The sequence below is a fragment of the Corynebacterium sp. H78 genome (genome assembly GCF_037572275.1).
Lineage (GTDB): Bacteria > Actinomycetota > Actinomycetes > Mycobacteriales > Mycobacteriaceae > Corynebacterium.
In genome coordinates, this window is sequence record NZ_JBBHKX010000002.1 from 89348 (window position 1) to 113568 (window position 24221).

The window sequence follows — 24221 nt, forward strand, 5'->3', positions numbered from 1 at the left end:
CCACGTTCGAGCTTGAATGGAAGAGGGATTTATGCGTTCCCGCAGTCGAATTCTCACTGCTGTGGCAGCTACTGCGATGGCCGGTGTGATGGCAGCAACGCTGGTTGCTTGTGGCGATGACGACACCGTTGGCCACGATGCTGTGGCTATCGGTGGTCAATTTGAATTTGTGTCGCCAGGCGGTAAGCAGGTCATCGAGTACGCTCCAGAAGATCGTGCACAGATCGGTGAGGTGTACGGCGAGTCTTTGACGGATAAGGGCAAGGAGATTTCCCTTGCTGATTTCAAGGATCAGATCGTTGTCTTGAATGCGTGGGGGCAGTGGTGTGCTCCGTGTCGCTCGGAATCCGATGACCTGCAGGTCGTGCACGAGAAGATGCAGGACGAGGGGATTGGCACCGTTCTCGGCATCAATGTTCGGGACAATGTACGCCAGGCACCTATCGATTTCGCAAAGGACAATGGGCTTACATATCCGTCCATTTACGATCCACCATTCTTGAACGCAGGCGCAATGGGCGGCATCCCAGCGTCGGTTGTGCCAACGACCATCATTTTGGATCGTCAGCATCGCCCGGCCGCTGTGTACTTGAAGGAAATCACTGAAGCTGAGTTGTGGAAGGCCGTCGAGAAGGTCCGAAACGAGGAGGCGTAGGTGCTTTACGACGTCTATGCCCAAGGCATCGGCCAATCTTTCGCTGATACCGCCACTAGCGGTCCGCTGCTGTTGGCATTGTTGGCAGCAATGGCTGCAGGTCTCGTGTCGTTCGCGTCGCCATGTGTGATTCCGCTCGTGCCGGGATACATCTCATATTTGACGGGCATTTCGGGAGCCTCGGTTGCCGATCCACTGGCAGCGTTCGACCAGCCGGAGAAATCCAAGGCTGAGGCTCGCAGTGCTCGGCTACGGGTGACGTTGGCTGCCATTCTCTTTGTCGCCGGTTTCACGGTGATCCTGACGTTGGGATCGGCATCGATCTTTGGTTTGGTGTCGACGCTGCGCGTGCAGGCTCGGGTGCTGACCATTGTTGGTGGCATCGTCACCATTGCGATGGGCCTGGTGTTCATGGGGATGGTGCCTGCTCTGCAGAAAGACACGCGCATGTCTCCGAAGAAGTGGACGACGTGGGTTGGTGCTCCGCTGCTTGGCGCAGTGTTTGCGTTGGGCTGGACCCCGTGCCTGGGACCGACGCTGACGGCAATTATCTCCATTTCGGCTGGTACCGAAGGGATGACTGCGGCGCGAGGTGTGTTGCTGATCATCGCGTACTGTTTGGGACTTGGTCTGCCGTTCATTCTCGTGGCATTAGGATCTGCCTCAGCAATGCGCGGTGTGGATTGGTTGCGTCGCCATTCCCGCACCATTCAGTTGATCGGTGGCGTGCTACTGGTTCTCGTGGGCGTGTGCTTGGTCACTGGCCTGTGGGACATGTTTATCAATTGGATTCAGGTCGCGTTTATCTCCGATACCGTAACCCCGATCTGATTATCTAACTCAGAAAGAAGCTTTCATGTCTGCGTCGCAGAATTCGATGGTCTGGAACAAAGTGAAGCGCCCGTTCCGTATGGCGTGGAACTGGCTGACCAGCATGCGCACCGCCTTAATCTTGATGTTCTTGCTGGCGTTCGCGGCTGTTCCTGGTGCATTGCTGCCACAGCGTTCGCTGAGTCAAGACAAGGTCGACCAGTACTTGGAAGCTAACGGCAAAACTGCCGAGATCTTCGACAAACTACAAATGTTCGACGTTTTTTCGTCGTACTGGTTCACAGCGATCTATGTACTGTTGTTTGTTTCTTTGATCGGCTGCATCCTGCCGCGCAGCTGGGATCATTACCAAGCAATGAAGACGCCACCGGCGAAAGCTCCGAAGAACCTGGACAGGTTGCCGATGAGCGATGCAGGTATCGTCGACAAGCCATTCGACGAGGTCGCATCCGATGTTCGTTCCCGGTTGCGGAAGTGGCACAGCACAGAGACTCCAGCGGAGGAGGACCGAGCGGGTGCGGTGTCGTTTTCGGCGGAGCGTGGGTACTGGCGTGAGTTCGGAAACTTGGTGTTCCACCTTGGTCTGGTGGCTCTCCTTGCGACGGTCGCTGCTGGACGCCTGACGTACTACGAAGGTCAGATCATTCTGGTGACCGAAACTGGCACGCAGATCGACAGCCCAGAAGTCAATGATGCTGTGAACGTTCCGTTCTGTAATACGGCCGTCGCGAACTTCGACTCCATGCGCAATGGCAACACGTTCGATGGCACGACCTTGAATCCGTTCTGTGTTCAGGTGGAGGACTTTAAGGCGGACTATTTGCCGAATGGTCAGGCGGAAATGTTCACCTCGAATATTCGCTATGCCGACGAAGCAGACATGCGTAAGCCAGTCGAGCAGTGGGAAGAGACCGAACTCAAGGTCAACCACCCACTGCGTATCAACGGTGACCGTGTGTACCTGCAGGGCCACGGCTTCGCGCCAGCGGTGAAGGTGACTTGGCCAAACGGGGAATCCCGCACCTCAATTGTGCAGTTCCGTCCAGATGATCCGACGTTCTTCCTGTCATCGGGTGCGATGCGATTCGACCCACCGGCTGGTATGTACCCGGATCTTTTTGAGCGCCGTCAGAACCAGCTTGCTTTGGAAGGTTTGTTTGCGCCGACAGCTCAGTTCACTGGTGAAACTGGTCAGCTGCTGACATCGTCGTACCCTGCGCTGCGTGACCCAGCGATTGCTATCGATATCTATCGTGGTGACGCTGGCCTTGATACCGGTCGAGCACAAGGGTTGTTCTCGCTGGATCGTGACCTCATGCACTCGGGTGCCTTGGCTAAGGAAGCTCGTGTGAACCTGAAGCAAGGGGAGAGCACCACCCTGGAAGATGGCACGAAGCTCGAATTCCTTGGCGCGAAGGAATTTGTGAACTTGCAGGTTGCTCACGATCCGACGCAGGGCTGGGTTCTCGCGTCGGCGATTATGATGCTGGGTGGTCTGCTGATGTCGTTGGCCATCAAGCGTCGTCGCATCTGGGTTCGACTACACCCAGTAGACGAAAATTCGACTCGTGTGGAGTTTGGTGGTTTGGCTCGAACTGACCGTGCCGGCTGGGGCGAAGAGTTCGATGAGATCGTCCGCTGCGTTCTTGGTCGCCCAGACGTGGACGACGAAGAAGATTAGACCGTTTCAATAACCCCCCGATAGCGGGGGTTCTCAGTTTTAGGGGCTAGGTTAGTAACAACTCTTGTCCCTTTTGGCTCATTCTTTATTGGAGTTGCCTCTATGCCTGTTAATCAGACGCTGGCGCAGTTTTCGGACTGGTCGTATTTCACGGCCTTCGGTCTGTACCTCGTAGCACTGTTGTTCTTCATTGGGCACTATGTGCGTCGTCAGTTCGCCATTGAAGCGGAGCGCGAAGCGGCACTGACGGAGTCTGCAGACGAGAAAGTTCTCGTTGGTGCTGGCGCAAGCAACGCCAATGCAGCCGACAACGTTGATGCCACTGATTCGGTGGCGACTGGCACATCAAGTTCGTCGGTAAGCACACGCGAAGCACAGAGCGAAAAGGCCGAAAAGTACTCAAAGGTCGCTCGCCGTTGGGGCAACATGGGCGAGCTGGTGCTGTTCCTGGGTATCGCGGTGCATTTTGCATCGGTCGTGCTGCGTGGTTTGGCAACAAGCCGTTTCCCATGGGGCAACCTGTACGAATACATTGCCCTGACATTGCTGTTCGCCATGATTATGGCCGCCGCACTTTTGCACCAGGAAAAGATGAAGGTGTTTTGGCCGTGGCTGCTCACCCCAGTCGCAGCGCTCATGTTCTATGGCGGAACCAGCTTGTACGCAGAGTCCGCGCCAGTTGTGCCAGCGCTGAAGTCGAACTGGTTCATTATTCACGTTTCCACCGTCTCCGGTGGTGGCAGTATCCTGCTGGTTTCGGGCATCGCTTCGCTGTTGTACCTGCTGCGTATCGCACAGCCAAAGGGTAAAGAAAAGGGATTCTTCGGCAAGGTCGTGATGCCGTTGCCAGAGGCAAAAACCCTCGACGCAATCGCGTACCGCACCGCAATTCTTGGTTTCCCACTGTTCGGCCTGGGCATCGTGCTGGGCGCAATCTGGGCAGAAGTTGCGTGGGGTCGTTTCTGGGGCTGGGATCCGAAGGAGACTGTTTCCCTCATCACCTGGATGATCTACGCCGCGTACCTGCATGCTCGCGCAACCTCTGGTTGGCGTAACCACAAGGCTGCGTGGATTAACATCCTCGGCTTTGCGACGATGGTCTTCAACCTGTTCTTCATCAACATGGTTGTGTCCGGACTGCACTCTTACGCAGGCCTGAACTAACCAGCACTGAGACTTTTAACCGGCATCGCCACCTCGGCTAGGCTGTGACACTATGCGCATCCTAGTCACCGGCGGTGCCGGTTTTATTGGTTCTAACTTCGTTCTACGAACCTTGTCGACGCGCCCTGACATCGACATCACCGTCCTGGATGCTTTTACCTACGCAGCGAATCCTGCGAGTCTGCGTGACCCCGACACAGGGGAGTATGTCTGCGAGGTCGTTCGTGGCGACATTCGCGATGCTGCCTTGGTGGACGAGCTCGTCGCAAAGCATGATGCGGTGGTGCATTTTGCAGCGGAGAGCCATAATGACAATTCTTTGCGCGATGCCGACCCGTTTGTCACCACGAATGTGCTGGGGACGGTGAACATCGCGAAGGCGTGTGTGGCGCATAAGGTGCGCTTGCACCATGTGTCCACGGACGAAGTGTTTGGGGATTTGGCTCTCGACGATCCTGCTCGGTTTACCCCAGAGACTCCTTACGCACCGTCAAGCCCGTACTCGGCATCGAAGGCGTCGGCCGATCATTTTGTGCGCGCGTGGGTGCGCAGCTTCGGTCTGCAGGCGACGATCAGCAATTGCTCGAACAACTACGGTCCTCGCCAGCATCCCGAGAAGTTCATCCCGCGCCAGATTTGTGGTCTGCTGAATGGCCGACAGCCACGGCTCTACGGCACCGGGGAGAATGTTCGCGACTGGATTCATGTGGACGATCACAACGATGCAGTGTGGCGCATTCTTGACGACGGCCGTATCGGGGCCACCTACCTCATCGGCGCGAATGGTGAGCGATCAAATATCGACGTCGTGAAGGACCTGCTGCGGGCGTTCGGGCACGACGAGGATGCCTTTGTTCATGTGACGGATCGCCCGGGGCATGATCGTCGTTATGCGATTGATCCTGCGTCGATGACCGAGCTTGGCTGGAGCCCACTGCACACGGACTTCGCGGATGGGCTTGCGCAGACCATCGCGTGGTACCGCGACAACGAATCGTGGTGGGCGGAAGCCTATGCGAAGGCAGAAGCCGGCTATAGCACCCGCGAAACTGTGTTGGGTTAACACGAACAACCCGCGGTCAGTGCCTACACTGGTAAGCCATGAGCGCTTTTGAACCGACTGAGATCCCAGGTGTCTACGTTTACGAACCTGTCGTGCATGGCGATGACCGTGGTTTTCTCACCGAGTGGTACCGATCCGACGCGCTGACGGACGCCCTGGGCTACCCGTTTGTGCCGGAGCAGGCGAACCTCAGTAAGTCGGCGAAGGGCGTGGTGCGGGGTCTGCACTTCGCGGACGTGCCACCGGGGCAGGCGAAGGTCGTGAGCTGCCCGGCCGGCCACATCATCGACATTCTCGTTGACTTGCGACGCGGTTCCGAGACCTTTGGCAAGCACATGACCATTGAGCTTGATTCGGCAAAGCCACGAGTTGTGTACATTCCGAATGGCATTGGTCATGGCTTTGTTTCACTTGCCGACGACTCGATGGTCAGCTACCTGATCTCAGCCGCATATGACCCTGAACATGAACATGCCGTGAGCATTACTGACCCGGCACTGGGCATCGATATTGAGGGGTTGGTGGCGTGGGCGGGCGTCGAGAAGCCGATTCTTTCTGAAAAGGATGCGGCTGCGCCGACATTTGCAGAGTTTGAGACAAGCGGTCGAGTGCTGCCGTCCCAGCTTGATTGCGAAGAGTGGGACACCATGATGCGCGATGGCTGGGCTCTTGCCAACGAAGCAGCAGGCGACGAGGTCTAGCCGAATGAAAGGCATCATTCTCGCAGGTGGCACGGGAACGCGACTGTTTCCGATCACGCAGGCAGTCAGCAAACAGTTGGTTCCTGTGTATGACAAGCCGATGATCTACTACCCGTTGTGCACGCTCATGCTGGCGGGAATTCGTGACATTCTGATCATTACAACTGTGCAGGATGCGCCACAATTCGAGCGCCTGCTTGGCGACGGCTCCGAGCTGGGCATTTCTATTTCCTACGCAACGCAAGAAGCCCCGAATGGTCTCGCCGAGGCGTTCATCATTGGCGCGGACCATATTGGTGATGATTCTGTGGCATTGGTGCTTGGCGACAATATCTTTTACGGTGCTGGACTTGGTACGCAGCTGCGACGCTTCCATGATGTGGATGGTGGAGCGATCTTTGCCTACTGGGTTGCAGATCCGAGCGCGTATGGTGTGGTCGACTTTGACGAGGCGGGCCGGGCGACTGCGATCCAGGAAAAGCCGACTGAGCCGCGCAGTAATTTCGCTGTTCCTGGCCTGTACTTCTATGACTCGGATGTCGTGGAGATTGCTCGTGGTCTGACGCCGTCAGCGCGCGGGGAACTTGAGATCACGGACATCAACCAGACGTACCTTGACCGTGGAAAACTGCAGGTGGAGATTCTGCCGAGAGGGACGGCGTGGCTGGATACCGGCACCGTTGACAATTTGATGGCTGCGGGGGATTTCGTGCGGACGATTGAGCATCGTCAAGGTTTGAAGATCGGTTGCCCAGAAGAAGTCGCGTGGCGCATGGGCTTTATCGACGACAACGCGATGCGCACTCGTGGCAATGAACTGGCGAAGTCTGGTTACGGCGAGTATCTGTTGCAGCTACTGCAGCGTGGGAAAGACGTGTAGCGCGACTGCGTGGGAATGCCTGAGCGGTTCTGCCAGCGCAGAAAGAAAATGGCCAGTTGTGCCTGGCTAATGACGGCTTACTGGTTTCCGCTTTCGCTACCTTCATCGCCTTCGCCACCGGCACCAGTCTCGCCACTGCCGCCCGCATGCGGATCATTGCTGCCAGGATCAGCCTTGGGCTTTCGTTGTGGCTCGCGCAGCAGTGCTTCCCGCTCACGACGGCGCTTTTCTTCCCACTGAGCCTTTTCGAGTTTCCACAGAAAATCGGCGTCGTCGTCAGGTGCAATCGCGTGTGGTTCCTGTTGGCCACGGGAGCCGAACGATCCTCGTGATCGCGCGCGTGCGCCGGGCCCAAAAGCCTTCCAGACCAGCACAATTGCCACAACAATGAGAACCAAAAGGATTAAACGACCCACCTGAAACCTCCTACTTGTCACCAGGATACGTAGAGTAAGGCATTGTGAGTGATGCAATGGAGTCAACGAACCCTAACGCAAGCCGGGGTAAGGCTTTCAAAAAGTTGTCCCTATATGGGTTGGCGCGCCTGGCGCTGTTCCTTGGCTTGTTCTTTGTTCTGCTGGTCGTGATGTACCTGATGCAGGTCCAGGTTCCAGCAGCGATTACGGCAGTGCTGGCGTTGATTATCGCGATGCCACTGTCGGTGTTCGCTTTCCCAGGCCTACGTCAGGGTGCTAATGAAGCTGTCGCGGAATGGTCGCAGCAGCGACGCGAGCACAAGGAATACATGCGCAAGGAACTTGCAGAGCGCGAGAACCTGTAGTTACGGCGCTGCTGTAGTTACTACGCTGCTGTAGTTCCTACACCCCAGCTGCCAGTGTTGCGGCGGTAATGACCGCCCACACGAGCATGGCTCGGCCGGTGAGCCCAAGAACCGGAATCAATTCTTTACCCATCGCTCCAGCGCGAACTGGCTTCGCAGCTGCGAGAAGCAGGGGAGCAACCACAAGGCCCAGTACCGTGAGTAGGCTTTGTGCCATCAGTACGATGGATGCGACCAGCGGCAGCGTCGCCAAGATGAGCCAGAGTACGCGGGTGTTGTCGTCGCCAAGTCGAACCGCAAGGGTGATCTTGCCGGCTTCGGAGTCGGTAGGAATGTCACGCAGATTATTTGCGAGGTTCACCGACGAGGACATCGAGCCAATCGCGATGGCTCCCACCACACCGACCCAACTGATGCGACCAGTTTGGGTGAATTCAGTACCCAGCACTGCGACGAGTCCGAAGAAGATGAAGACGGCTACCTCGCCAAGCCCGCGGTACCCATACGGGTTCTTGCCACCGGTGTAGAACCACGCACCCGCGATGCACACCAGACCCACGACAACGAGCCACCAGGCGCTCAATACTGCCAACGCAAGCCCAGCCAAACCCGCAACTGCGAAGCTCGCGAACGCCGCGTACTTCACGGATTTTGGCGCAGCCAGCCCGGAGCCGGTCAGCCGTAGCGGTCCCGAGCGGTCTTCATCGGTGCCACGAATACCGTCAGAATAGTCGTTGGCATAGTTCACGCCCACAATCAGCGCCCACGCCACAATCAGTGCCAATCCAGCACGGAACCACGACACCTCGCCGTACGAGGCGGCCGCACCCACACCAACCACCACTGGGGAGAAAGCATTCGCCCACGTGTGGGGGCGGGCTCCTTCTAACCAATCGGCGAATGTTGCGGTGTTCGAGGCTGTAGACATGGAGTCCATCATAGGACCCGCCCCCATCAGTCTCGCTGCGAGCGGAGCTTAAAAGAGCTTCACGACGCCCCGACGGTCAATCTTTCCCGGACCGATAAGGGGGAGTGCGGTTACTTGCTTGATGTCCTTCGGGAACTGCCAGTGGGCAAGCTGGCCTGCTTCTTCGGCATCGTCGAGACCGTCCATGATGTCGCCGATGGTCGCAGAGCCTTCATAGGCTGCGACGATGGCGTGGCCAAGTCGTGGATGCGGAATACCCACCACGCATGCACCAGTGACACCGGGGATGGCGAGGAGTACGTGCTCGACAACTTCGGGGTGGAGTTTCAGGCCACCGGAGTCGATGATCGTGTCGAGGCGACCGGTGATGTGGAGGTGACCGTCGATAAGCGTGCCGCCGTCGGAGGTAGCGAACCAGCCAGGTGTTGCAAATGCTTCGTGATCGGGGGCGTTGCGGTAGCCGTGCGCGATCATGGGGCCGCCGAGGTGGACGCGACCGTCGCGGATATCGACCTGTGCGCCCGGGATGGGCTCGCCGTTGTAGACGCAGCCACCGGCGGTTTCGGAGGATCCGTAGGTGGTGACGACGTTGATGCCTGCCTTGCGTGCCCGGTCGGCGAGCTGCGGGTTGAGGGCCGCACCGCCGACGAGGATGGCATCGAAACGCTGCAGAGCCTCGATACCGCGCGGGTCATCCATGGCTTTGGCCAGCTGCAACGGGACCAGCGAAGTGTAGGCGCGGTTGCTGGATAGCTGCGCGGTGCTGGTGGCGAAGGCGGTGACGTCGAAACCGTCGGTGACATCAACGAATACCGGGGTCGTGCCTGCGATGAGCGAACGCAGCAGCACCTGCAGGCCAGCGATGTGGTGCGCAGGCATGGCGAGCAGCCACTGGCCCGCGCCTCCCAAGTACTGGTGCGTGGCCTCGCCCGAGCTGATCAGATTGCCCGGCGTCAGCTGCGCGCCTTTGGGAGTGCCTGTCGAACCGGACGTGCCGACAACCAGTGCGATTGAAGGATCAATCGCCTCGCCAGCGCGTTGGGAGGCGCGGAGGATAGAGGAGCGGGCGGCGTCGTGAAGCGGAACGGGCAGCAGCGATGTTTGGCCGGCGAGAGCTGCTTCCAGATCGGGCAGGATAGCTGCCGGGTTGTGGGGATTGACCGCGAGAACACGAAGCATGGACACGAGGTAGGAGTGTAGTTGGTGGGAGTGAGATCGGTGGTGGAGTGAGTCAGTAGACACGGCCTTCCTTCTGGAAATCTTTCGCCATCGTCTTACGTAACATCCACCTGCCGAAACGTAATATTGATCCGGCCCTCGGCAAGACCGCAGCCCTCGGGCAACGTGTCCGACCGTGTCTTAGGAACACCGTGGAACGCCAACCTCTTCGGACCTCCAAAAACAATGACGTCGCCACTAGCGAGCGTCACATCATCCCACGGCTTGTTCCGATTCTCGGTGCCTCCGATGCGAAACAGGGCTTCGTCTCCAATGGACAAAGACACAATCGGCGCTGGCGACGCCTCATTGCGATCTTGATGCAAACCCATCGTCGCGCCGGGCGGGTAGTAGTTCACTAGGGCCATGTCCGGTCGGAAAGAGGATGTGGCTTGGGCAAGTGAGTCGTCGTAAAGCGAAGCAGCAGCAAGCGCGGAACGGGATAGCTCTACAAGATTGTCGGGAATCGGCGGAACCCGGTGGCCGGACACATGAGTGACGTAGCGGTACGGGCGGGTCACCCACATGCGTCCGAGATGAAGCATAAAAACCTGCATATCACCGCTTTTGAGCTGCGGGCGGGCCATTGCCAGAGGCGTGCCGACGAGTCCCCGCGCAATCTCGCGCAACTGGGAAACAATGCTCGCCTGCTGTTCGAGTGGTAGCCAGTTCGGCAGGTGGACGACTCCCGGAGTAATGAGGGAGTCATCGCGGGGAAGTTCACCGAAAAGCATGTGGCTCAGCGTAGGGGAGGGACCAAACCTTCCAAGCCGGGCACAAGTCAGGCGCGAATATAGTTTTCGCCTACCCGCGGTGCACAATAGATGCATGAACGAAACCAGTACCGCAACCAAACTCCCCGCGATCCTGTCTATCCAGTCGCACGTGAGCTTCGGCCACGTCGGCAACTCTGCTGCAGTATTCCCACTGCAGCGCGCGGGCTTCGAAGTTTGGCCGGTCCACACCGTTGCATTTTCCAACCACACTGGTTACGGAAAGTGGCGCGGCCCGCTGATTCCTGCCTCCGACGTGAGCGCCGTCATCCAAGGCATCGACGAACTGGGCAAGCTTGGCGACGTCGACGCTGTCATTTCTGGTTACCAGGGGGGAAGTGACATCGCTGGCGCTATTGTCGACGCGGTTGCTTTGGTGAAGCAGCACAATCCGCAGGCGATCTACTCCTGCGACCCAGTAATGGGTAACGCTAAGAGTGGCTGCCATGTCGCCGACGACATTCCGCCACTGCTGCGCGACAAGGTTGTTCCGGTCGCAGATGTCATCACCCCGAACCAGTTCGAGCTGGGGTACCTGACTGGCCGCGAGGTAGGTGACCTTGAATCCACTATCGCTGCAGCCCACGCAGCCCGTGAGATGGGGCCCGAGACCGTGCTCGTGACTAGCGTGCTGCGCCCAGATCGCCCGGAGAACACCATCGAGATGTTGGCCGTCAACAGCTCGGGCGCATGGCTCGTCGCCACCCCGTACCTGCCGTTCAAGCGCAACGGCTCTGGCGACGTGACCGCCGCCTTGTTCGCCGGCAACCTGGTTCATGGAGACGGCATTGACGGCGATCTCTCTGAGGCGCTCGGCAACACCGCAGCCAGCGTCTACGAGCTCCTGAAGGTCACCTACGAGTCCGAATCCACCGAGCTGGAGCTCATCAAGGCGCAGGACGCCTACGTCAACCCAGGTCAGCGCTTCGAAGTTACGAAGATCGCTTAGTTCGCTTTACGACGATCGCCCCGGAAGCAGGAACACCTGCCCGGGGCGAAACTGATCCCTAGTAGTAGAACGGGAATTCGTCCCAGTTCGGGTCGCGCTTCTCCAAGAAGGCTTCCTTACCTTCCACGGCCTCGTCGGTCATGTACGCCAAGCGGGTGGCTTCGCCTGCGAATACCTGCTGGCCCATGAGTCCGTCGTCAGTCAGATTGAACGCGAACTTCAACATGCGCTGAGCAGTTGGAGACTTGCCGTTGATTTCGCGTGCCCACTGCACCGCAACATCTTCCAGCTCGCCATGGTCAGCGACCTCGTTGACGGCACCCATGCGCTGCATGGTTTCTGCGTCGTACGCACGACCCAAGAAGAAGATCTCGCGAGCAAACTTCTGGCCGACCTGCTTTGCTAAGTAGGCAGAGCCATAACCAGCGTCGAACGATCCCACATCGGCATCGGTCTGCTTGAAACGAGCTTCCTGACGAGACGCAATCGTCAAGTCACACACCACATGCAGCGAGTGTCCGCCACCAGCTGCCCAACCGTTCACCACGGCGATAACAATCTTCGGCATCGTGCGGATAAGGCGCTGCACTTCCAAAATATGGAGGCGACCACCCTCGACCTTCACTCGCGCTTCGTCGACAGTCGATGCATCAGCGACGGCGTCGTCATGCTTGTGCTCGGTCGCATACTGGTAGCCGGAACGACCACGAATACGCTGATCGCCACCAGAGCAGAATGCCCAGCCACCGTCCTTTTCGGATGGCCCGTTGCCGGTCAGCAGGATAACGCCAACGTCTGGGGTGCGACGCGCGTGGTCAAGGACGCGGTACAGCTCATCGACGGTATGCGGGCGGAACGCATTGCGAACCTCAGGACGATCGAATGCGACACGAACAATGCCGTGCGCACGACCCTCGCCGGTGTGGCGGTGGTACGTGAGGTCAGTGAGATCCTCGAAACCAGGGACGGTCGCCCACTGGTCGGCCTTGAATGGATTATCGGTGCTGTACGTCATAGTTCCTAACGGTAGTTCAAACTTCTGGCTACAAATGGAGGCATGACCGACCTTCGCCTTCAGCCCGATGACATCCTGGATCGCGCTCACGTCGTAGCGCTGCCCATGCGGGTGACGTTCCGGGGCATCAATACTCGAGAGCTCATGCTTTTCGACGGCCCCGCCGGGTGGGCTGAATGGTCGCCATTCCCAGAATACGAACCGGCGGAAGCTAAGCGCTGGCTCGACTGTGCCCTCGAAATGGGTTTTCATGGCGCCCCAGCGCCGCTGCGTGATCGCGTTGCCGTCAACGCCACTGTTCCGGCTGTTGATGTCGAAGCCAATCCTGACACAGTTCCTCGCCTGCTCGAACGCTATCTGGGGTGTCGCACAGTCAAGATCAAGGTCGCTGAACGCGGTCAGAGTTTGCGTCACGACGTCGCCCGCGTCCGCCATGTCCGTCACTGGTTCGAGAGCCAAGGAATCGACGTCGCCCTCCGTGTCGACGCGAACGGTGGTTGGTCCGTTGATGAAGCACTGATCGCAATTACTGCTCTCGCAGACACCGGGCCGATTGATTACGTGGAGCAGCCGTGTCAGACCATTGATGAGTTGGCTGCAGTGCGCGCCGGGCTGCAGGAACGCGGCTTGGGCATCGATAGCAGCACCCCGGTTCGGATCGCAGCTGATGAACTCATCCGAAAGGCCTCCGACCCAATGGCTGTGGTTCGGGCAGGGGCGTGTGACGTGGCCGTCGTCAAGGCTGCGCCGCTGGGTGGGCCAAGCAGTGTGGTCAACGTAGCCAACCACATCGCGGAGTACAGCGTTCCAGTGACCGTGTCATCGGCCCTGGAATCAGCAGTGGGCATGGGAGCAGGCATCGCAGCGGCGGCTGCAATCCCCGCGACTGACGGTGAACCACATGCCGCAGGGCTAGCCACGGGCTCTCTGTTCGTCCACGATGTCACGGAGCCCCGACGCATCGTGGACGGTCATCTCGATGTCGCCCCTGTCGTGCCCGATCCAGCACGGTTGGCAGAATTTGCTGTCGAATCGTCACGTCGTGATTGGTGGTTCAACCGCCTCCAACTAGCCTGGAACGCGTGAACGAATCTCCCATGGATAGCGTGAAGTCTCCGGCAGCCGTCACTGCCGGTGTCATCGTCGACGAACTCATTCGCTGTGGCATGCGTGAAGCTGTCGTTTGCCCGGGCTCCCGTTCGGCCCCACTCTCACGCGCGCTCCTGGCTGCGAGCAATGCCGGTCGCATCCGTCTGCACGTGCGTATCGACGAACGCTCAGCAGCCTTCCTCGCCCTCGGGCTGGCAGCGCAGACGCGACGCATTACGCCAATCGTCACTACCTCCGGAACGGCCGTGGCGAACCTGACTCCCGCGATGGTTGAAGCAACGTACTCCAACATTCCATTGCTGGCTCTCACAGCAGACCGGCCGTCGTCGTACCAGGGCACTGGGGCTAACCAAACGATTGATCAAGCCCAACTATTCGCCAAAGCTTCTGTCGCCGAGTTTGACTTAGATGGCACCGCAGAAGTGACCCAGTCTTCTGCTGCGGTTATCCGTGCACGTATCGACCGGCTGGTTGCCACAGCAACGGCGAGCGCTGGCTACAACGGGGCACACAACTCTGGGCGCGTGCGTGATACCCGCGGTGGTGCGGTGCATCTCAACGTCCGTTTTGTCGAACCACTGGTGCCGCAAGTCGACGAAGAACCAACCATTCCGGAAGGCCGTCCCTATGGGGCACCTTGGACGGATATTTCCCATTTGCGCCAGGTTGTAGCCGGGCATGAGTCCGTCGCAAAGCTGGATCTGTCCCGCCGAACCTTGGTGATTGCCGGAAGCGGGGCAGTGGCACACCCTGCGCTTTACGACGTCCCGACCATCGCTGAGCCGTCCACATTCGCGCCGGAGTTTCCTGTGCATCCGTTAGCCGCTGGGGCGTTTGCGCAGATTCTGCCGGAACACATCGTGGTGTTGGGGCGTCCGACTCTGCATCGTGGAGTAGCAAAGTTGCTGGCGAACCCCGACATCGACGTCACTGTTGTTGCGTCGGATACGGACTACCCAGATGTGACGGCAAATGCTCGTCGTGTCGTTCGTGGCGTCGAAACGACCGGCGAATGTGCCGAGCAGTGGCTTAAAGTCTGCGAAGCTGCATCCGAGCTAGGAGTGAAGGCAGTACGGGAGACTCTTCAGGAAACCACTGACGAGCTCACCGGATTACACGTCGCTGCAGCCATGACCGATAGTTTGCGTACCGGCGACCTGCTGGTTCTCGGAGCATCGAATTCCGTCCGCGACGCTTCCTGGGCAGGGTTGCCATTCCCGGGTGTGGATGTGTACGCAGGTCGTGGTGCCGCAGGCATCGACGGAACCGTTGCGACGGCCATCGGCATCGCCCTGGCGCGTGATCGCGCGAACTCAGAGGAAATTCGTCCGCCACGCACCTTGGCGTTGATGGGCGATCTTACGTTCCTGCACGATGCTGGGGCATTGTCGATTGGCCCTGACGAGCCACGCCCTGCCAACCTCACCATCGTCGTCGCTAATGACACTGGAGGCGGCATCTTTGAGACTCTCGAAGCTGGTGCGCCAGATCTGCGTAGCGGTTTCGAGCGCATTTTCGGCACTGCTCAGGATGTAGATTTGGGTGCACTGTGTGAGGCCTATGGCGCGCAGTACGTTCTCGTCCGCGAGCTACCGGATCTACTTCAGCAGTTGCATCCAGACACGGATGTCGACGGCATCCGCGTTATCGAGGCAGTGACGGCCCGAGGTAGTCGTCGTGACGTTCATGAAAAGCTGTACGCGAAAGCGGAGCTACGTTAAGTAGAAGCGAGGTGGAACACGCAGTGAACGGAAAGTTCCAAGGTTGGCCGAGGAGAGCCCGGCAGCTCCTCATGTTTGTGATGATCTGTCTTTTCGTCACATGCGTGGGACTAGTGTTCGGATGCTGGTCCGCAGATCGTGCCATCGAGTCGAATCGGGGAGAGGCCGTGGCCACCGTTCGGCATACGAGCACGCTGCGTACTGCGGTGGATTTTGTCGATGAAGAGGGGGAATACCGCTCGCCAGTGAATGGTTTGTTGTACCCCGTGGGGCTTGAACAAGGGCAGCGGGTGCGGGTTGAGTACGACCGAGAAAATCCAGAAACTGTGCGCGTCGAAGGGCGGCGATGGACGCTGTCAATCATTCCGGCATTGAGTATCTTGGTGGTTGGATTGGTCATTGCAATTCCGTTGTGGTGGCTGACGGTTCGCGCAACCAATCGTTTACTTGAAAATTCCCAAGATTCAACCCAGGCGCCACCAGAAGGTTTAGTCGGAGTGTGACCCTAGTGGGTATGCGAGTAGCGATTGTGGCAGAGAGCTTCCTTCCGAACATCAATGGAGTCACTAACTCGGTTCTGAGGGTGTTGGAGCACTTACGTGCTGAAGGGCACGAAGCTATCGTTATTGCTCCAGGTGCACGCGACTTCGAGGAAGAAGTCGAGTTCTACTGTGGTTACCGCATCGAGCGAGTACCAACGGTGATGATGCCGTTGATCGACTCCCTGCCCATCGGTGTTCCTCATGGCCGCGTTGCGGCGGTACTGGCCAAGTTCAAGCCAGATGTTGTTCACCTTGCCTCCCCGTTCGTGTTGGGTGCAGCTGGTGCGTTTACTGCGAAGGCTCTGGGTATCCCAGCTATTGCTGTGTACCAAACCGATGTCGCTGGTTTTGCCAATAACTACAAGCTCGCTGGTTTGTCCGCTGCAGCGTGGTCGTGGACTCGAGTGATTCACAATTCCTGCGCTCGAACCTTGGCTCCAACGACGCCGACGATCCAGGACCTCACCATGCACCGCATTCGTGATATCCACCGTTGGGGTCGTGGCGTCGATGCGCAGCGTTTCACTCCTGCGAAGCGTTCGCACACTGTGCGCAAGTTCTGGAGCCCGCAGGGCAAGCGCATTGTTGGTTACGTGGGGCGCCTCGCTGCAGAGAAGTCGGTAGAGCGTCTTGCAGTTCTTTCCGGTCGCGATGATATTCAGTTGGTCGTTGTTGGCGATGGCCCGGAGCGCAAGCGACTCGAAGAGCTCATGCCAGATGCGATCTTCACCGGACAGCTCACTGGTGATGAACTGGCACAGGCTTACGCCAGCTTGGATGTGTTCGTGCACACCGGTGATTTCGAGACGTTCTGCCAGGCAGTGCAGGAAGCCCACGCATCGGGTGTACCGGCGATCGCGCCGAACGCAGGTGGCCCGAAGGACCTCATCACCAACGGGGTCAATGGACGTCTGCTCAACCCAGCATCGTTCACGGACGAGCTCCTGGATGCTGTCAACGAGTTCACTTTCCCAGAGGATCCAGCGAAGTCTGCTGCGCTGCGAAATGTCTGCCGCGACACCATCCGCACCCGCACCTGGCACGCACTGTGCAGCGACCTGGTCAACCACTATGCAGAAATCAGTGGGGTTCCGGCACACGGTCGCGAGCACCACTCGGTGGCGTAGTCCACGCGGTCGCGTAATCTGGCCGTGTGTCAAAGGCAGAGAACGTACGCGCTGATTTAACCAAGAACCCCATCGATGTGGCTTCAATGTTCGATGGGGTTGGCAAGAACTATGACATCACTAATACCGTGCTGTCAGCGGGCATTGACGCCCAGTGGCGTAAGGCCACGACTCGGCGCCTTAACCTCGCCCCGGGCGAGTTGTGCTTGGATCTCGCAGCAGGCACTGCGGTATCGACGGTCGAGTTGGCTAAGTCCGGTGCTGAAGTCATTGCATGTGACTTCTCCCGGGGCATGCTGAAGGCCGGTGCTCATCGTGATGTGCCAAAGGTCTGCGGTGATGGCATGAATCTGCCATTCCCAGATGAAACTTTTGATGCCGTGACCATTAGTTTCGGGCTCCGCAACATCGTGGATTTCAAGGCTGGTCTACGCGAAATGGCTCGTGTCACCAAGCCTGGCGGTCGGATTACTGTGTGCGAGTTTTCCACGCCGGTTGTGCCGGTGTTTTCTACGGTCTACAAGGAATACTTGATGCGTTTGCTTCCTCGCATCGCAAAGGCGGTGTCGTCCAACCCAGACGCGTACGTCTACCTAGCAGAGTCCATTCGAGAATGGCCACACCAGGAAGAACTCGCACGCGCCATCAACGACAGCGGTTGGGAGCACTGCGGTTGGCAGAACCTGACCTTCGGCATTGCCGCTCTGCACTCTGCAGTGAAGCCTGCGTAAGAAACCTCGACTAGGCCCATGGCTTGCGGCTATCCGCCGCAATCGATGCTTTTCCTGCTGCACGCCACAGCTTCGCGACGACATCGCGATCCGACTCCGTCACAAGGTTGCCCATGAGCCGTGCAGCCACGCCCATCACGGAATTTCCCCATGGGGCACCGATGGTCAGTGGGCCGACCGTCGGCAAGAACCAGTCAAGGGTGAGAGACTCTGCCAACCGGCGGGCGAGAGAGAATCCCTCACCGAACTCCCGGCGCAGTAGTGCTGGCCACGCGTAGGTGAGCCCATCTCGGTTGTTCACGAGCGAAGATATGAGTTCAACGGCAAGACGCGAGCTTTCCATGCCGTAGTCGATACCTTCGCCATTGAGGGGGTTGACCAGTGCTGCGGCGTCGCCAAGCAGTGCCCAATTGGGGCCAGCGACATGGCTGACGGACCCGCCCATGGGCAGAAGCGCAGAGGTGACCTTGGTGGGGGTACCGAGCTGCCACTCCTCGCTGACTTGCGACGCGTAATGGCGCAGCAGCTTCTTCGTATTCACCTTCGCTGGACGCTTTGAAGTCGCCAACGCGCCACAACCTACGTTCATCTGCTGCACGCCGTCGATCTCGCCAAGTGGGAAAATCCAGCCGTACCCTGGGTGAACTGTGCCTTCATCGTCGCGCAGTTCGAGGTGAGAGTGAATCCACTGGGTCTTTTCCGGGTCTTCACTTGACGACGTGCAGTAGGACCTCGCTGCCACCCCGAACACATTGTCCCGGTGCCAGGTGCGCCCAAGCATCTTGCCAACAGGGCTGCGCACACCGTCTGCAACGAGCAGCCAACGAACCTTCACCTCATGCGTGGTGCCCTCTGAGCTGCGAAGGGTTACCCCCGAAACGGCACGTCCCACATCGTGCGTAACCGATGAGACAGCAAAACCATCACACACAGTCGCGCCGAGAGAGCGGGCATGCTGGACGAGGAGATCGTCGAAAAGCAATCGCGGAACAGCTGAACCAGCAGTGGGGAAGGGGCCTTCTGGCCATGGGGCGGTGATAGAGCCCCCGAATCCATGGAGTTTCAGACCGTTGTTTCGAGTGCGCTCCAGAACGCCTTCGGCCAGACCAAGTCGGTCGAGCTCGGCAATTGCGCGGGGGGTAAGTCCGTCGCCACAAGTCTTGTCGCGGGGGAACGTTTGGCTGTCCACGAGAAGTACACTGAAACCAGCGTCAACTGCGTGAATAGCTGCGGCGGCCCCTGTTGGGCCGGCACCTACGACAAGGACATCAACGGAAAGTGGCGGAATCGAAGCAGAGGAACACACTGCCTCAGGCTATACCGTAATCCGAAGTTGAAAAGCTATTGCGGTATGTTGCTTTGAGGAAAAGACTCTATAAATCCGTGAGCAAGGTAGGACCCGAATGCGAACTGGTGACAACACCAGCACAGGCGCCCCAAAGACTCAGCGCACTGGTGACTCAAGTGTCGCCAGCGTGTCTTTGGCGGATCCGGCGTTGGAAAACGCCGTCACAGAAGGAATGCGCCGCAGCGAAGAACTGCTGAATTACGAGCTCAGCTTGGGCGAGGAGTTCCTCGTTGAAAGAGTGTGTCATTTGGCAACTGCGGGCGGAAAGCGATTCCGCCCGATGTTCTCCATGATGGCTGCACAGTTCGGGCCTGAGTCCGATAGTGAAGACGTGATCACGGCTGCGGCTGTCGTCGAGATGACTCACTTAGCAACCTTGTACCACGACGATGTCATGGACGAAGCGGACATGCGTCGAGGCGTCCAGTCGGCGAATGCCCGATGGTCGAATTCGGTTGCCATCTTGGCTGGCGATTACTTGTTTGCCACCGCATCACGCTTGTTGTCGCGGCTCGGATCGCCAACAGTGGCGCACTTCGCGCAGACTTTCGGTGAGTTGGTCACAGGTCAGATGCGAGAGTCCATCGGTTGCCCAGAAGGTACCGACGAGATCGAGCACTACCTCGATGTCATTCGTGAGAAGACGGGTGTTCTCATCGCATCGGCTGGTTATCTCGGCGCATTGCATGCAGGTGCAGACATGAAGACCGTCGAGTCGTTGCACAAGTACGGCGAGCTCGTTGGCCTGGTCTTCCAAATTGTCGACGACATTATCGACATCTCTTCGAACTCTGAGCAGTCAGGTAAGACCCCGGGGACGGATCTTCGAGAGGGCGTATTCACGCTGCCTGTGTTGTACGCATTGCGCGAGCAGAGTGATGCCGGCGCACGCTTGCGTGAGATCCTCGTGGGACCTGTGACTGACGACGCACTTGTCGACGAAGCCTTGGAGCTGCTCGCTCAAACTAGCGGTTCTGCGCAGGCACTCGATGTTGTTCGCGATTTGGTTCAGCAGGCCGAGGCTGCCATCGCCGACTTGCCTGAGATTCCGGCCAAGGATGCGTTGCGCATGCTCGCTAGCTACACCGTAGACCGGGTTGGCTAGACCTTGATCACGGTTTGACCAGCGGATTTGGCTCAAATGCTGGTTAATGTGTAGAGTTCCAATCGCACCACATTGAGGTGCACGCCAGATTGCCCGAGCGGCCAAAGGGAGCGGATTGTAAATCCGTCGGTTTTTACCTACGTTGGTTCGAATCCATCATCTGGCACAAAAAGAAGCGTCCGAGATTTTCTCGGGCGCTTTTGCTTTTTGAGGTTATTCTTGGGCTGTCTTCCGCGGTTGTTCTCCGAATTCTGCAATCGCACTCCGAGGCAATGCCATCTTGACGTTAAAAACCCTCGCCGAAATGTGTTCTGGCCTGCGGATTTGTGTTCGTTAGATAGTTCGGGTTAATCTTTCCAAGGCTTCGCAAGGAGCGCAGCGCACAGAGCGTTTGTTTCCAGAACTGGGAACTTGCAATCTTGGTGCAGTGCAACGCGAGAAGCTGACGCCCCCTTAGCTCAGTCGGCAGAGCGTTTCCATGGTAAGGAAAAGGTCGACAGTTCGATTCTGTCAGGGGGCTCTGTTCTTTTATGTAGTGCATAAAGAGAACGGGGCGATGTAGCTCAGATGGTGAGAGCGCACGACTCATAATCGTGAGGTCGGGGGTTCGATCCCCCCCATCGCTACTGGCGAACACTCGGGTCGTCAACTCGCACTAGTCGTCGTGCTAGGGTGGGAAACCGTCGTTAGTTTTCAACGACAGAGGGGCGTAGCTCAATTGGCAGAGCAGCGGTCTCCAAAACCGCAGGTTGCAGGTTCGATTCCTGTCGCCCCTGCAAGTCCCTTTTAAACGGTGGACCCCAATTTTGCGTAGGAGAATCGTGGCCGAGGATAAGAACACCAAGTCAGGCGCTGGCCTTAACTTTGAAACGGCCCGTCCAACTGGTGCAGCCCGCCCATCTACTACCGAGGCTCCGACTGGTAAGCGCTCCGCTACCAACGCTAATGCTGTTGCAAAGAAGCCGGCTGCAAAGAAGCCGGCAAAGCGTGCATCCGAAACCGACGAACTGTCGACGCGGAATCCCATCACTTTCCTCAAGCAGGTTGTTGCTGAGCTTCGCAAGGTCATTTGGCCAACTGGTCGTCAAATGGTTACGTACACCATCGTTGTGTTGTTGTTCCTGATCTTCATGGTGACGGTGGTTTGGGGCGTCGACACACTAGCTGGTTTGGGTGTCCGTTCAATCTTTTCAAGCTAGTCGGGTATAGTACTTCGACAGAGATGCTTTACATCCCGCCACCGCAAGCCGGTAGGCGGGATTATTCTTTGCTCCACCTCGCGTCTGCACCGAGCGCATCAGGTTAGGTTGCGTCGAATATTTTTCGACGAACCTAGACTGGGCGTCAGACGCACACACAATAGGTTTTCCGAAGGGTAGACACCGAATGAACGACGAGAACAACTACTTCGCTGAAGCTCAGGCTCAGGCAGAAGCGACTGCGGCACAGAACGAGCAGGCAGTACAGGAAGAACCAACTGCCGACGCTGCTGAGGCCACCGAAGCCGTCGACGCCGCCGAAGCGACCATTGATGCGCCAGAGCAGGCTCCAGTAGAAGCTGCCGACGAAGCTGAGGCGACCGAACCGGCAGCTGCAGCTGATGCCCCGGCTGAGCCAGCAGCCGACGCTGCTGCTGAAGCACCAGCCGGCGAGGTAGACCCAGAAGCTGAGTACCGTCGTCGTCTGCGTGAGTTCCAGCGTGAGCTGAAGCGTCGCCCTGGCAACTGGTACATCATCCAGTGCTACTCGGGTTACGAGAACAAGGTGAAGACCAACCTGGAAATGCGCGCACAGACCATGGGCGTCGACGAGCAGATCCACGAAGTCGTTGTTCCAATCGAGGAAGTGGAGGAGCGGAAGGACGGCAAGAAGAAGATCGTCAAGAAGAAGCTGCTTCCTGGCTACGTCCTCGTTCGTATGGAGCTGGACGATCCTTCGTGGTCCGTCGTGCGCGATACCCCTGGTGTGACGTCCTTCGTTGGTTCTGAGGGCCACCCAACCCAGGTCAAGATTCGCGAAGTCGCTAAGTTCCTCATGCCGAAGGAAACCGTCACCGCTGCCGTCGTCGACGGTGCAGATTCCGACGGTGAGCTCGCAGTCGCTGCAGCTCCGAAGGCTGAAGAGGCTAAGACGTCCATCGATTACGAGGTCGGCGAGTCCGTCACCATCCTTTCCGGCCCATTCGCTTCTGTTGCTGCGACCATTTCCGAGATCGACCCAGCAACCGGCCGCATGAAGGCTCTGGTCTCTATCTTCGGCCGTGAGACTCCTGTCGAGCTTGGTGTCGACGAGGTTGAAAAGCTCACCTAAACCTTCACTTCGAACACTGCTTTACGACGATCGTCGTAAAGCGTGATCAGCGATTTGGGCACACGCCTGGTGCTGCGGTAACGTAGCCCGGCGTGTGCTTTCGTATAGGGCGCGCATTCATTTGAACTTATCCCCGGTGGCCAGGCTCGTACGCGAGGTGGCATCCGGACGGGGTTGGTGTTTTGTTTCATCGGGACACCAGGTACCCGGTAACTAGGAAGTAGGTAATCCGATGGCTCCGAAGAAGAAGCTTTCTGCGCTGATCAAGCTGCAGATCCAGGCAGGCGCTGCTAACCCAGCTCCTCCAGTTGGCCCAGCACTGGGTGCGCACGGCGTCAACATCATGGAGTTCTGTAAGGCATACAACGCTGCGACTGAGAACCAGCGCGGCAACGTTGTTCCTGTTGAAATCTCCGTGTACGAAGACCGTTCGTTCACCTTCGTTCTGAAGACCCCACCAGCAGCTAAGCTGCTGCTGAAGGCTGCTGGCCTGAAGAAGGGCTCCGGCGTTCCACACACCGACAAGGTCGGTTCCGTTACGTGGGAGCAGTGCAAGGAAATCGCAGAGCTGAAGAAGCCTGACCTCAATGCAAACGACATTGAGATGGGCGCACGCATCATCGCTGGTACCGCTCGTTCCATGGGCATCACCGTCGAAGGTGCAAAGTAAGTAACCCCCGTGGCAGGGCCAGCTTTCGGCCCGTCAACCACATCCAACACTCTTTAGATTGGACTCATAATGAGCAAGAATTCTAAGGCATACAAGGCAGCAGCCGAGAAGGTCGACAAGGGTCGCATCTACTCGCCAATCGAGGCAACCACCTTGGTTAAAGAAACTGCTTCCAAGAACTACGATCCATCCGTAGACGTTGCTATCCGCCTGGGCGTTGACCCACGTAAGGCAGACCAGCTCGTTCGTGGCACCGTTTCGCTGCCACACGGCACCGGTAAGACCGTCCGCGTCATCGTTTTCGCTGCTGGCGAGAACGCTACCAAGGCTGAAGAAGCTGGCGCTGACATGGTTGGCACCGACGAGCTCATCGAAAAGATCCAGGGTGGCTGGACTGACTTCGATGCTGCTATCGCAACCCCAGACCAGATGGCCAAGGTTGGTCGCGTCGCTCGTATCCTCGGCCCACGTGGTCTGATGCCAAACCCTAAGACCGGCACCGTCACCCCAGACGTTGCTAAGGCAGTCAAGGAAATCAAGGGCGGTAAGATCTCCTTCCGCGTTGATAAGGCTTCCAACCTGCAGGCAATCATCGGTAAGGCTTCCTTCACCGCTGAGCAGTTGGCTGAGAACTACGGTGCTCTCATTGACGAGCTCCTGCGTCTGAAGCCATCTTCTTCCAAGGGTAAGTACCTGAAGAAGATCACCATCTCTGCAACCCAGGGACCTGGCATTCTCGTTGACAACACCGTCATCAAGAACTTCACCGGTGCTGAAGAGGCGTAAGCCACACCTTTAGTACTGCATAACCCCGGCACTTCCTTGTGAGGTGCCGGGGTTGTTGCATTCGCGGTGCTGGTTGGCTCCCGCAATTTCTCAAAAATGACCACGACTAGGCGGGTAGCGCCTAAAATCCGG

At 58.1% G+C, this 24221-nt stretch carries 25 protein-coding genes and 4 tRNA genes; 23 read left to right on the top strand and 6 right to left on the bottom strand.

Going from position 1 to position 24221, the window contains the following annotated elements; genetic code table 11:
- The first annotated feature begins 31 nt into the window (after nt 1-31).
- From WG934_RS01590 to rfbA, 7 genes are all read left to right on the top strand, one after another.
- A complete protein-coding gene (locus tag WG934_RS01590) occupies nt 32-655 on the top strand; it encodes a TlpA disulfide reductase family protein (RefSeq protein WP_339976900.1) in 624 nt (207 codons plus the stop codon).
- Nucleotides 656-1486, top strand: a complete 831-nt coding sequence (locus WG934_RS01595) for a cytochrome c biogenesis CcdA family protein (RefSeq protein ID WP_339976902.1) — start codon at nt 656-658, stop codon at nt 1484-1486.
- Between the two features lie 25 nt (nt 1487-1511).
- A complete protein-coding gene (gene resB, locus WG934_RS01600) occupies nt 1512-3167 on the top strand; it encodes a cytochrome c biogenesis protein ResB (RefSeq protein WP_339976904.1) in 1656 nt (551 codons plus the stop codon).
- A 102-nt stretch (nt 3168-3269) separates the two neighbouring features.
- Nucleotides 3270-4331 (top strand): c-type cytochrome biogenesis protein CcsB, encoded by a 1062-nt coding sequence (ccsB, locus tag WG934_RS01605; protein ID WP_339976906.1) that lies wholly within the window; start codon nt 3270-3272, stop codon nt 4329-4331.
- 52 nt (nt 4332-4383) lie between these two features.
- Entirely contained in the window at nt 4384-5394 is a 1011-nt protein-coding gene (rfbB, locus tag WG934_RS01610; protein ID WP_339988437.1) for a dTDP-glucose 4,6-dehydratase, read from the top strand.
- 38 nt (nt 5395-5432) lie between these two features.
- A complete protein-coding gene (locus WG934_RS01615; protein WP_339976910.1) occupies nt 5433-6095 on the top strand; it encodes a dTDP-4-dehydrorhamnose 3,5-epimerase family protein in 663 nt (220 codons plus the stop codon).
- A 4-nt stretch (nt 6096-6099) separates the two neighbouring features.
- Complete coding sequence (gene rfbA, locus WG934_RS01620) at nt 6100-6975, top strand: glucose-1-phosphate thymidylyltransferase RfbA (RefSeq protein ID WP_339978718.1); 876 nt, start codon at nt 6100-6102, stop codon at nt 6973-6975.
- 77 nt (nt 6976-7052) lie between these two features.
- Here rfbA and WG934_RS01625 read toward each other — a convergent pair whose 3' ends face one another.
- Nucleotides 7053-7391, bottom strand: coding sequence for a hypothetical protein (locus WG934_RS01625; protein WP_339988439.1), 339 nt, complete (start codon nt 7389-7391; stop codon nt 7053-7055).
- A gap of 44 nt (nt 7392-7435) precedes the next feature.
- Here WG934_RS01625 and WG934_RS01630 point away from each other — a divergent pair, with 44 nt between their 5' ends.
- Nucleotides 7436-7756, top strand: a complete 321-nt coding sequence (locus WG934_RS01630) for a DUF4229 domain-containing protein (RefSeq protein ID WP_339988441.1) — start codon at nt 7436-7438, stop codon at nt 7754-7756.
- Between the two features lie 37 nt (nt 7757-7793).
- Here WG934_RS01630 and WG934_RS01635 read toward each other — a convergent pair whose 3' ends face one another.
- The 3 genes from WG934_RS01635 to WG934_RS01645 all read right to left on the bottom strand — a co-directional run bounded on the left by WG934_RS01635 (nt 7794) and on the right by WG934_RS01645 (nt 10636).
- Entirely contained in the window at nt 7794-8693 is a 900-nt protein-coding gene (locus WG934_RS01635) for a 1,4-dihydroxy-2-naphthoate polyprenyltransferase (RefSeq protein ID WP_339989205.1), read from the bottom strand.
- Between the two features lie 39 nt (nt 8694-8732).
- Entirely contained in the window at nt 8733-9869 is a 1137-nt protein-coding gene (gene menE, locus WG934_RS01640; RefSeq protein WP_445228167.1) for an o-succinylbenzoate--CoA ligase, read from the bottom strand.
- An 89-nt stretch (nt 9870-9958) separates the two neighbouring features.
- Nucleotides 9959-10636 carry an alpha-ketoglutarate-dependent dioxygenase AlkB family protein gene (locus tag WG934_RS01645; RefSeq protein WP_339988443.1) on the bottom strand — a complete coding sequence of 226 codons (678 nt, stop codon included), beginning with the start codon at nt 10634-10636 and terminating at the stop codon, nt 9959-9961.
- A 94-nt stretch (nt 10637-10730) separates the two neighbouring features.
- Here WG934_RS01645 and pdxY point away from each other — a divergent pair, with 94 nt between their 5' ends.
- Nucleotides 10731-11624: a pyridoxal kinase PdxY gene (pdxY, locus tag WG934_RS01650; RefSeq protein WP_339976922.1), complete on the top strand. Its 894-nt coding sequence runs from the start codon at nt 10731-10733 to the stop codon at nt 11622-11624.
- Between the two features lie 58 nt (nt 11625-11682).
- On the opposite strand, the gene WG934_RS01655 is transcribed toward pdxY, so the two are convergent.
- Nucleotides 11683-12639 (bottom strand): 1,4-dihydroxy-2-naphthoyl-CoA synthase, encoded by a 957-nt coding sequence (locus tag WG934_RS01655; RefSeq protein ID WP_339988445.1) that lies wholly within the window; start codon nt 12637-12639, stop codon nt 11683-11685.
- Nucleotides 12640-12681: 42 nt separating this feature from the next.
- On the opposite strand from WG934_RS01655, the gene WG934_RS01660 reads away from it, so the two are divergent.
- From WG934_RS01660 to WG934_RS01680, 5 genes are all read left to right on the top strand, one after another.
- Complete coding sequence (locus WG934_RS01660) at nt 12682-13725, top strand: o-succinylbenzoate synthase (RefSeq protein WP_339988447.1); 1044 nt, start codon at nt 12682-12684, stop codon at nt 13723-13725.
- 80 nt (nt 13726-13805) lie between these two features.
- Entirely contained in the window at nt 13806-15470 is a 1665-nt protein-coding gene (menD, locus tag WG934_RS01665; RefSeq protein ID WP_445228195.1) for a 2-succinyl-5-enolpyruvyl-6-hydroxy-3-cyclohexene-1-carboxylic-acid synthase, read from the top strand.
- A 167-nt stretch (nt 15471-15637) separates the two neighbouring features.
- Nucleotides 15638-15973 (top strand): DUF3592 domain-containing protein, encoded by a 336-nt coding sequence (locus WG934_RS01670; RefSeq protein ID WP_445228168.1) that lies wholly within the window; start codon nt 15638-15640, stop codon nt 15971-15973.
- Nucleotides 15974-15984: 11 nt separating this feature from the next.
- Nucleotides 15985-17139, top strand: a complete 1155-nt coding sequence (locus tag WG934_RS01675; protein WP_339976928.1) for a glycosyltransferase family 4 protein — start codon at nt 15985-15987, stop codon at nt 17137-17139.
- Between the two features lie 26 nt (nt 17140-17165).
- The gene (locus WG934_RS01680) at nt 17166-17870 is read left to right on the top strand and encodes a demethylmenaquinone methyltransferase (protein WP_339988449.1); all 705 of its coding nucleotides are present in this window, start codon (nt 17166-17168) and stop codon (nt 17868-17870) included.
- Nucleotides 17871-17880: 10 nt separating this feature from the next.
- Here WG934_RS01680 and WG934_RS01685 read toward each other — a convergent pair whose 3' ends face one another.
- The gene (locus tag WG934_RS01685) at nt 17881-19176 is read right to left on the bottom strand and encodes a geranylgeranyl reductase family protein (protein ID WP_339988452.1); all 1296 of its coding nucleotides are present in this window, start codon (nt 19174-19176) and stop codon (nt 17881-17883) included.
- 97 nt (nt 19177-19273) lie between these two features.
- Here WG934_RS01685 and WG934_RS01690 point away from each other — a divergent pair, with 97 nt between their 5' ends.
- The 9 genes from WG934_RS01690 to rplA all read left to right on the top strand — a co-directional run bounded on the left by WG934_RS01690 (nt 19274) and on the right by rplA (nt 24089).
- On the top strand, nt 19274-20323 hold the full coding sequence (locus tag WG934_RS01690) for a polyprenyl synthetase family protein (RefSeq protein ID WP_339988454.1): 1050 nt from the start codon (nt 19274-19276) through the stop codon (nt 20321-20323).
- An 83-nt stretch (nt 20324-20406) separates the two neighbouring features.
- Nucleotides 20407-20489, top strand: a tRNA-Tyr gene (locus WG934_RS01695).
- Between the two features lie 281 nt (nt 20490-20770).
- Nucleotides 20771-20843 (top strand) — tRNA-Thr (locus tag WG934_RS01700).
- A gap of 32 nt (nt 20844-20875) precedes the next feature.
- Nucleotides 20876-20949: transfer RNA gene (locus WG934_RS01705), tRNA-Met, on the top strand.
- A 77-nt stretch (nt 20950-21026) separates the two neighbouring features.
- Nucleotides 21027-21099, top strand: a tRNA-Trp gene (locus WG934_RS01710).
- Between the two features lie 45 nt (nt 21100-21144).
- Nucleotides 21145-21522, top strand: a complete 378-nt coding sequence (gene secE / locus WG934_RS01715; RefSeq protein WP_339988456.1) for a preprotein translocase subunit SecE — start codon at nt 21145-21147, stop codon at nt 21520-21522.
- 187 nt (nt 21523-21709) lie between these two features.
- Nucleotides 21710-22633 (top strand): transcription termination/antitermination protein NusG, encoded by a 924-nt coding sequence (gene nusG / locus WG934_RS01720; RefSeq protein WP_339988457.1) that lies wholly within the window; start codon nt 21710-21712, stop codon nt 22631-22633.
- 232 nt (nt 22634-22865) lie between these two features.
- On the top strand, nt 22866-23303 hold the full coding sequence (gene rplK, locus WG934_RS01725; RefSeq protein ID WP_339976940.1) for a 50S ribosomal protein L11: 438 nt from the start codon (nt 22866-22868) through the stop codon (nt 23301-23303).
- Nucleotides 23304-23372: 69 nt separating this feature from the next.
- Nucleotides 23373-24089 (top strand): 50S ribosomal protein L1, encoded by a 717-nt coding sequence (gene rplA, locus WG934_RS01730; RefSeq protein WP_339988458.1) that lies wholly within the window; start codon nt 23373-23375, stop codon nt 24087-24089.
- The last annotated feature ends 132 nt before the right edge of the window (nt 24090-24221 follow it).